Here is a 9,729-nt window from a genome sequence, read left to right as displayed (position 1 = left end):
GCAAACGGCGGGGGGGGGCGCCCGGAGGATCCTCCGGGCCCACCCCGCCGCATTCATCGGGAAGTTCTGTCGAATTCCGCTTTCGACGCCCGAAGCCATTCGATGACCTCTTCGACCCGGGTGTTCTTCATTCCGTATCCGGCAACGGACATGAGGTCGACCTCTCCGCCGGAGGAGAGCCGCAGCCTCGGAAAGTACGCGGTCGCGGCCGGGCTGGAGGTCGTCGCGGTTTCGACTCCGACCACGTCAGCCCAGCCCGTGCGGACGGTTTTCATGATTCCCCGGTAGACCACGCCCTCGGACGTGCAATACACACCGGCCACCGGGCATCTGATCACCAACCAGAGCCCGGGAAGCCCGAAGATCAGGATGGGAATCAACTCGTCCACCCGGGAGGCCTGTGCGGCGATCGCCACCCCGGTGAAGAGCGCGATGAGTCCGATGAGGAACTGCGGAACCAACCACGGACTGATCGCTCGCTTCCTCGTTTGCGAAGACATGTCCGACCCCCAGGATTGTTCGACATACGTTCGGAACCGAATTCGGAGCCGCGAAGGCCGACGGAGGCCTGATTGCTGAAAGGCCCCCGCCGGCACGACATCACCTGATCAGAAAGTCCACAATCCTGGTCAGACTACCAGTTCAGGTCCTTCCGGCCATGGCCCAGGAAGTGCACGATGGCCGGCATCGAGACCGCCATGGTGTAGACCGGGTTGTTCCAAGAACTCATGGACCAGGGCGCCCGGCCCATGAGCAGGCTCGGGACGGTGCCCTGCTCCCGCCAACCGGACAGGCGCCCGTACCGCGAATACCGCAGGGCCGTGCCGAGGCCGAACGTCGACGCGCTGAAGATGGCATCGGCGGTGTTCTGCTTCCAGGAGTTGCGGAATCCCTGGTCCTGGATCCGCTGCTGCGCCCTGACGGCGTAGGCACCTGCTTCGAGAGCCGCACAGGCACCCCAGCCGACACCCGGAACCAGGCATCCGACAGTCGCCCCCACCGTGGCCAGTGTGCCGCGGTTGCGCACCACGAAGTTGCCGACGGCCTTCCAAGGCACCTTGCTCGCAACGCGCTTGAGGCTCCGGAGGATAGCGATCCGGCCGTCGAGGTCGTACCGGTTCAGCGGGTCGGCGTACGTGTAGTCGTACGGGTTGGCGTTACCGCCGGGGACGGGGTCCACGGAGAGGAAGCGGCCGGTGGCCGGGTTGTAGAGGCGGATGCCCATCAGGACGATGCCGTCCTGGGCTTCGGCGGAGCGCTGCTTGCCGCCGAGCCAGCCGTAGCGGGCCGCGGGGGTGCCGGCGGCCGGGTTGCCGTACTCGTCGGTGTCGAGGAGGACGGGCTTGGTGAGGGCCGGGTCGGTGACGAGCACGACCGAGCCGAACAGGTTGGTGAGCTGGAGCTTGATCTCTCCCTTGTCGGTGACGGTCGCGGCGAGGTCTCCGTCGATACCGGACGCGTTGCGGGTCCAGGCGCCGGTGCCGGTGTCCTCGACCGTCCAGCCCGGGTTGTCGCTGCTGCCGCCGTAGTGGTTCAGGCGGTTGGCGGTGGTGGCCCAGGTACCGTTGGCCTGCTTGGTGGCGGTGGTGCTGCCGTTGAGGCGGCCGGCGGGGTCGAGGGTCCAGGTCTGCCGGGTGGTCGCGGTCTCCTGGGAGGCGACCAGGTCGTTGACCCGGTAGCCGAGGACCGTGCCGGAGGGCGTCCTGGTGGTGCGGCCGAACGCGTCGTACTGGTAGCCCGCGTCGGTGATCCGGTCGGCGCTGTCGTAGGCGGACGCGGTCGTCGTGGCGCCGGCGGTGGAGCAACTGCCGTCGCCCGCAGGGCCGGAGACCGCCTTCGCGGTGCGGTTGTAGTGGGTGTCGTAGGTGTAGGTCCGAGTGGTGCAGCCGGTGGCGACCGAGCTCTGTTCGGCCTTCACCAGGCGGCCCAGCCGGTCGTAGCCGTAGGCCTTGACGCCGTTGGTGCTGGTGCTCCTGACCACCTGGCCCTGGGTCGAGACCTCCTCGGACTGCGACCAGACGACCTTGCCGTCCGAAACGCGGGTGTAGGTGCGGGAGGTGGCTTTGCCGGAGGCGTTCAGGGTGTCCTTGCGGACGATCCCGCCGGGGTAGGTCTGCTCGGTGAGCTGGCCGTCCGGGCTGTACTTGGCGGTGAACTCGCCGGCCTTGCTGTCGTTCACCGAGGTGACCAGGCCGCGGGGCTCCTTGGCGCGGTCATAGGTGAACGTGATGACGCCGGTGGTGTCGCTGACCTTGACCGGCTTGCCGAACTTGTCGTACTCGGTGGAGGTGGTCGCGCCGTCGGCATCGGTGTAGGAGACGGTCCGGCCGAGGACGTCCTTGACGGTGGCGACCGACTTGCCGGCCGCCGTGGTCTTGACCGCCTCGCCCGTCGCCGGGTCGTACTCGACGGTGGTCTTCGGCACGGCCTGGCCCTCGTCACCGGTGACCTCGGTGGAGACGGTCCGGTCGGCGGCGTCGTAGACGGTCACCGTCCGGCGGGTCTTGCCGGCGTTGGTCTCGGTGGCCTCCTCGGGCTTGCCGGTGCGCGAGTACCGGATGGCCTGCTTGACCGGCAGGGTGGTCGGCATCCGCGCCGCGTCCGCACCGGTGATGTCCGCCCCCGGGGCGGTGACACACGGCTGTCCGGCCCACTCGGGACGGTTGGCGCACGCGGTGTTGGCGGCGTTGGCACCGGCCGTGTAGTAGACGGTCTTGACCGTGGAGGCGTCGGCCGCGTCGGTGCTGCCGGGGACCCGGAGCTCCTCGGTGCGGCCCTGGGCGTCGAAGCGGGTGTTGGTGGTGAGCTTGGCGCCGAGCGCGTCGGTGGTCACCGAGGTGGGCTTCTTCAGCGTCCAGCCGGCGGTGCCGCCGAGCGGGGTGCCGTAGCCGTTCTTGGTGACGCGCAGTTCGACGTCGTCGGCGTAGCCGTCGATGCGGGCGCCGTCGGTCGCGGTGGTGACCAGGTGGTAGGCCTGGCCGTCGGGCTTGTTCTCGTCGTAGGTGTTGGCGTTGTGGTCCCGAACGACGACCGAAGTCCCGGCAGCGAGCGTCGGGTTGACGGTGGTCTTGGTCAGGGTGACCGTGTCCAGACCGGTGTGGTAGCGCTCGCCGGAGCTGGCGCTGTTGGTGCCGGTGATGGTGACCTTGAGCTCGTGGTCACCGCGCGCCAGCCGGACCGTCTGGCTGGTCGCGTACGGGGCGACGACCGGGTCGGCGGAGTAGGTGTCGATCGGCTGGCCGAGGTTCTGGTTGTCGATCGCGAACTGCACGATGCCGTGGTCGCTGTTCTTGGTCAGCTGACCGGAGAGCTGGTAGTCGCCCTCCTCCGGCACGCTGACGCGCATGACGTCGTAGCCGCCGGCGGCGGTCGCACGCACGCCCAGGTGGGCGCCGCCCGACCAGGTCAGGCCGCAGCAGTTGCGGTCGATCTGGACCGGCGCGGTGGCGCCGAGCTGCGGCAGCTTCTCGGCCTCCCAGGTCACCGTGACCGGGGTGCTCTGGCCGTTGACCTGCTCGGTGAGCAAGGCGCGGTACACCGGGCCGAGCGTCTCCGCCACGTCCTGGCCGTCCGCCGTGTAGGTGGTGCGCGAGTCCAGGAGCCGGGCCCGGGACTTGGTGATCTCGGCCTTGCGGGCCTTCTGCTCGTCGGTCAGGTTCGCGGCGAGCAGCTCGGCCGGGATCTGCGGCAGGCCCAGCTCGGCCGTGAACCGCTCCCACTCGGGGTGGGTGCCCAGCGCGATCGCACGGTTGGTCGCCTCCAGGGAACGGACGGCGTGGCCGTAGCGGTCGTACTCCTTGGTGTCGATGTCACCGCCCGGAGTGACGGACGGCGTCGCGGTGTCGACCTCCTGGCCGTTGGCGTTCAGGTAGTGCACGGTGGCCGGCTTGTAGCCGTCCTTGCCGGGCTTCACTGCCGTGGCGGTGTTGGCACCCGGGTCGTCCTCCGGGTCGAAGACGGCGGTGGCGTCGGTGGGGGCGTCCAGCTGCGCCCACGTGGCCACGTCCGCACCGGCCAGGTCGTACGGACCACCGGCGCCGCGGGTGAGCGGCACGTCGTAGACCACGTTGGTCGCGGTCTCGCCGCTGACCTGGTCCTTGGAACCGGCCGCGAGTGCGGCACGGCGGACCTTCAGCAGTCGGCCCGGGTCCTGGTCGGCGGCGGCCTTGCCGAAGTCGAGGCTCCACGGCAGCTGACCGGCCGGCGTGATCCGGGTGACCCGGCCGTCCGCGTCGTAGCCGTAGGTGGTCTTCAGCGGCTGGGTGAGGCGCGGGTTCCAGGCTTCGGCCAGGCGGCCCTTGTCGTCGTACGCGTAGTGCGCGACCTCGACGGCCTCCTCCTTGGAAGTCGCCGGGTTCCACGACCACAGCTTGACGGCCTTCACCCGGTCGATGAAGTCACCGGGCGCGGCCGCAGTGGCCGTGGTCACCTTGCCGTACTCGTACTCCAGGGCCGTGCAGCCGCGCGGCAGCGGGTCGACCGAGCAGCGGTTGGCGTCGTCCACGCCCGCCGCGACCGGCGGGATGACCCGCTTGACCAGCGAGCGGCCGTCGGTGGTGTCGTACTGGTAGCGGGTCGCCGAGGCGGCGCCCGGACCGGTCTCGCTGACCACCTGGTAGCTGTTCGAGCCGGCCTGCTGGGCGAAGACGGTCTTGGTGCCGTCCTGCTCGGTCAGCTCGTAGGTGGTGGCGTTGGTCTGGACGTTCCAGACCTGGTTCGGGCCGGCCCAGCAGCGCCAGATGGTGGCGCCGTTGTAGGCGTCCAGGCACTTGGCGGACTGCTGGTTCAGCAGCTGGCCGTCGGTGCGGACGTCCCACTTCTGGTTGGGGCCGGCGTTGCAGTCCCAGAGGACCACCGGGGTGTTGTCGTCGACCGCGCCCCACGGGTTGTCGAGGCACTTGCCCAGGATCTGGACGCGCTGCTGGTCGTCACGGGTCCACTGCTGGTTGGCGGCACCGGTGCACGGGGCCGTCTGCAGGTTGGTGCCGTTGCCGGCCGCGCCGTTCGGGACCTCCAGGCACAGGCCGGTGGCCGAGAGCTGGATCGCGCCCGCCGTGGCCGGGACCGCCTTCAGCGTCATCGTCTCCGCGCCCGGCTCCGGGAAGAAGGTGCCGTCGGTGCCCTTCGCGAAGGTCAGCGAGCCGTCGTTGTTGCCCTTGATCTCGACCAGGTCGGACTGCGGGAACGACAGCGAGCGGAAATCGGAGCCACTGCCCGCGTTCGGGCCGCCGGACCACTGCGGGCCGAACGGCGCGACGATCTCCTTCATCGACAGGTCGTCGAAGAAGACCTGCTTGTCCGCCGCGGTGAAGCCGTTGTAGAGGCGGAAGAACGCCTCGGTGGCGTCCGCGGGGACGGCCAGGTCCACGCTCAGCTGCTGCCAGCCGTCGGTGAAGCCCGCCTTGGCGGAGGTGGTCTTGGTGTAGCCGGCCGGAGTCTTGACGAAGCCGACCAGCCGCAGGCCGCGGTCGCCGAAGTCCGGGTTGAGGCCGGTCGAGCCGGGGACGTAGATCCAGCCGGTCAGGCGGTACGTCTTGCCCGGCTTCATGCCGAGCGCCATGGTGTTGTCCGGACCGACGCCCGCGTAGGAGTCGATCTGGCCGCTCTGGCTGGTCGGCGTGATCAGCAGCGAGTCGGTCGAGCTGTCGTGGCCGCGCACGGTGGAACGGGAGAGCGACGCCAGGCCGGCCGAGAAGCCGTTGGTGTCGGTGCCCACCTGACGCTGGTTGGTGGTCAGCCGCTCGCCCTGCGGCTGCCAGCCGCGGTCCGTCCCTCGCGAGGACGAGGTACGGGCGACCGACATGCCGAACTCGGTGGTGTCGGTGGTGCTGGTGGTGAAGTCACCGGTCAGCAGGTTGACCGAGCCCGGGCCCGCCTCGGCGCCCGCGGCACCGTCGGCGTTCCGGTCGACGGTGAGGGTGTTCCAGACGGTGGTGTAGCCGTTGCCGGAGCCGTCCTCGGGGAACAGCTTGGCCCGGACCTGGACGACGCCGCCGACGTTGCCGAGCGTGTCGAGCACGTTCCAGTTGGCGTGCGGGCCGAGGTCCGCCAGTCGCGGCCGGTCCTCGGTGACCGGGGTGTTGTCCGCCTTGGTCAGGTTGACCCGGGGCACCGCGTACTCGGTGGCACCGGGACCACGGCGGTACTCGTAGACGACCCGCTTGAACTGGGCCTGCGCGTCCACCGACAGCTTGACCCGCTTTGCTGCCTGGGTGCCGTTGACTGGCGAGCTCATGCCCGCCTGGCCGACCTGGAAGACGTACTCGGCCGGCGGGGACAGGTTGCCCGCGCGGTCCTTGGACTGCACGCTGAGCACGCGCCGGCCCTCGGTGGTCGGGGTGATCGACGTGGTCAGCGCGGCGGTGGCGTTGACAGTGACCGGCGTGCCGCCGTCCAGCGTGTAGACGTACGCCGTCAGGTCGTCGGTGCCGGCGGGCACCGAGAAGGTGAACGAGCCGGCCTGGTTGGCCGCGCCGTGCCACAGCCCGTCCGACGGGTAGTCGGCCGAGGTGACGAACGGCGCGCCCGGACTCGTGGTGTCGACCACGAACTGCGTGGTCACCCAGTTCGAGCGGAGCTTGCCGTCGTCCAGCACCGTGGAGATCGCGTACTGCACGCCCTCGTCGAGCTTGTTGAGGCCGAAGTCGGACGCGCGGACGGAGGCCCACGAGCCGTTCGGCGTGTCCTTCGGGATGGAGCCGAGGAACGTGTTGCCACGCCACAGGTCGAAGTAGACCTTCACCGTGTCACCGTCGACGTCCGCCGCCTGCGCCAGGAAGCGCGGGTTGGCGTCCGAGGTGTACTTCGGGTTGCCCGGCTGGGACGGCTGCACCTCGACCGAGGCCGGAGTGGTCGGCGCGGTGTTGTAGGTGATCGACAGGAACGGCGGGTGGTCGCCCTCGGAGGACTCGAACCGCTTCCAGGTGTAGGAGTCGTTCTCGTCCGCCGCCTTCAGGCCCAGCGCGTACGTGCCCACGCCCATGCCGGACCAGTCCCGCACCAGGGTGGTGACGTCGGCCTGCACCCAGTAGGAGTTGCCAGGGCCCAGGCAGTCATGGTTGTCGCCGTCGTTCGGCACGTCACGGGTCTCGTCGGAGACCGCGTAGCGGTCGATCAGACCCGGCTGGTTGCCCCAGCGGTTGCCCGTGTCCGAGTACTGGGCGGACCAGACCTCCCACTGCTTCGGCAGGCAGTAGGAGGAGTGGAAGTTCGCCAGGTACAGCTTGGCGTCCAGGACCTGCTTGCCGTTGAAGTCGCCACCGGGGAAGTGGATGAACGAACGGGCCTTGACGGCGCCGCCGTTGTACGTCCCCAGCTTCAACTCCGGGGAGGAGGAGTTGTCGTTGTACTCATTGGTCTGCACGTACGTGTCGAAGTTCGCCTCGACGTTGACCACCGGGTCGACCGTCACGGGGAACTGCGTCTTCGCGTCGGCCAGGAAGGCCGCGTCCGGGGTGAACACCAGCTCGGTGCCCGCGCCCTGGCCACGCACCTGCATGGTCACCGGCGCCCGGTGCAGGTGCTCGCCCGAGGCCGGGTCGACCGCCGCGTCCCACATCACCGGGGTGGGGATCTTCACGGCCGTCTTGCCGGTGCCCTTGTCGACCAGCAGCAGAGAACCGTCCTGCTGCGGGACGACGTTGAGGCCGGTGGTGTCCAGCGGAACGGTCAGAGTACCCGCCTGCGCGACGGCGGAGCGGTCCTTCACGATCAGGAACTGCTCGAAGCCGGTCCGGGTGGCCTCGACGACGAGGTCCACGCCCGGGCGGGCGTCGACGTAGGTCGCCTTCTTGCCCTCCAGCTTCGGCTTCGGCAGCTTGCCCAGCCAGCCGAAGGAGACCTGCTGGTCGCCGGAGCCGAACTTCGCCAGCCCGCGTGAGGGAAGCGGGGCGGCGGCGGCCTCGGGCGAATCCGCCTTGGCCGACGGGGACTTGGTGCCCGGCAGGCTGTCGCCCACCGTCACGCCCGCGTCGCCGCCTTCGAGGACCAGCCCGCCCGGGTGGGCCTTCGGCGCCACCTTGCCGTCCGGCGTCTGGACCAGGGTGGTGTCGACCGGGACCCAGTCCTTGCCGTCCTTACCGGACTTCATCCGGATCTGGCCGGTCGACCGCTCGACAGTGAGCGTCCCCTCGGGGTTCGCCCACAGGGTGGTGAACTCGGTACGGGCGCCGGTGACTTCGACCCGCTTGCCGTTCAACTTGGCCGCCAGCAAGGCCGAAGCCTCGTCCGGCGCCTCGGTGCTCGGAGTGGCGGGAGGCGCGGGCGGGCTGGTCGGCTTGGGCGTCGGCTGGGCCGCGGAGGCCGAGGACGCGGTCAGCGCGTCGGCGGCGATGCCGGCCGGGACGAGCAGACTGAGCGTCAGAGCCGCTGATATCGGGCGTTTCCAACGCATGGATACAGAAAGAGTCCCGTCCGCGGCGGCCGCGGACGGGACTTTGGAGCGTCGTGACATCAATGCCTCTTCGAGAGAGTGCCAGGACGGTGCAAGCCGGATGGCTCGCCTGAGAACCTCTCATCTCTCGCAGGCGCCACAGCAGCTCCAGGAGTATCGATTCGATAACAAAGCATCGCGCACGACCTAAATTTCCGTGACTTCTGATGCCTTGTCACATCGCTTGCCCTTTGGGTGATTCAGCGCCCTTGCGCCGCGTCGCCCGAATGGCCCACGGTCACCACGATCTTGCCGATCTGTGCACCCGCCTCCAGGTAGCGGTGCGCGTCGGCGATCTCCTCGAACGGGAAGACCCGGTCCACCATCGGCTGGAACGCCCCGGTGCGCAGGCCCGAGGCGACGAATGCCTCGGCGCGGCGCAGGCCTTCGGGGTCGGTGGTGGTCTCGAAGAGGGTGTAGCTGCGCATCGCCTTGCCGCGCATCACCGTCATCGGCGGGAACGGGGTATCCTGACCACTGAGGGCGCCGTAGACGAAGAGGGTGCCGCCCGGGGCGAGCGCCCGGGCCAGGTCGACCACGCCGGGGCCGGCGACGGCGTCGAAGACGAGGGTCGCGCCCCGGCCGCCGGTCAGTTCGAGGACGCGCTCGGCGACGTCCTGCTCCTCGGTCACGATCACCTCCGCCGCGCCCGCCTTGAGCAGGGCGTCGCGCTTGGCCGTCGTGCGGGTGGTGGCGATCGGGACGGCACCGATCCGGTTGGCGATCTGGATCGCCGCCAGGCCCACGCTGCTGGACGCGGCCGTGATCAGCACGGTGTCGCCGGCCCCCATGCCGCCGATCTCGACCAGGGCGCCGTACGCGGTCACGTACGGCATCCAGACGGCCGCGCCGCCGACCGGGCCCAGCCCCTCGGGCCGGTGCAGGACGGCGGCCGCGGGGACGATCGCCCGCTCCGCGTAGACGGCGTGGTCGTTCATCGAGAAGGCGGGGACCACGCTGATCGGGTCGCCGACCGCGAAGCCGGTCACGTCCGGTCCGACCGCCTCGACGACGCCGGCCGCCTCGGTGCCGAGCCGGCCGGGGAACTCCCGGACCTCCTCGATGTACTGCCCGCCGCGGTAGAGCACCTCGGCCCGGTTGAGGCCGATCGCGTCAACGCGGATCAGCAGCTCACCGGGGCCCGGCTCGCCGAGCGGCAGGTCCTCCAACCGCAGCACCTCGGGTCCGCCCACCTCGTGGAACGTCACGGTCCTGACCATGGCTCAACTCCCTGTCCCCGTCGGCCTCAGCCGACCTTCTGTCTGCCGTGCTCCACACTCGACCCAAAGTACGGCCGC

General features: G+C 69.8%; 3 protein-coding genes. All 3 read right to left on the bottom strand.

From position 1 onward, the window contains the following. Positions 1-53: 53 nt before the first annotated feature. The 3 genes from AB0N76_RS25150 to AB0N76_RS25140 all read right to left on the bottom strand — a co-directional run bounded on the left by AB0N76_RS25150 (position 54) and on the right by AB0N76_RS25140 (position 9,651). The gene (locus AB0N76_RS25150; RefSeq protein ID WP_363560544.1) at positions 54-461 is read right to left on the bottom strand and encodes a hypothetical protein; all 408 of its coding nucleotides are present in this window, start codon (positions 459-461) and stop codon (positions 54-56) included. Positions 462-634: 173 nt separating this feature from the next. Further along, entirely contained in the window at positions 635-8,392 is a 7,758-nt protein-coding gene (locus tag AB0N76_RS25145) for a ricin-type beta-trefoil lectin domain protein (protein ID WP_363560542.1), read from the bottom strand. Positions 8,393-8,631: 239 nt separating this feature from the next. Next, the gene (locus AB0N76_RS25140; RefSeq protein ID WP_363560540.1) at positions 8,632-9,651 is read right to left on the bottom strand and encodes a zinc-dependent alcohol dehydrogenase family protein; all 1,020 of its coding nucleotides are present in this window, start codon (positions 9,649-9,651) and stop codon (positions 8,632-8,634) included. Positions 9,652-9,729 lie beyond the last annotated feature (78 nt).

Source organism: Kitasatospora sp. NPDC093806 (assembly GCF_040683335.1).
Classification (GTDB): domain Bacteria; phylum Actinomycetota; class Actinomycetes; order Streptomycetales; family Streptomycetaceae; genus Kitasatospora.
The sequence above is the reverse complement of the archived record's forward strand: the minus strand, read 5'-3'. Positions and strand labels throughout refer to the sequence as shown.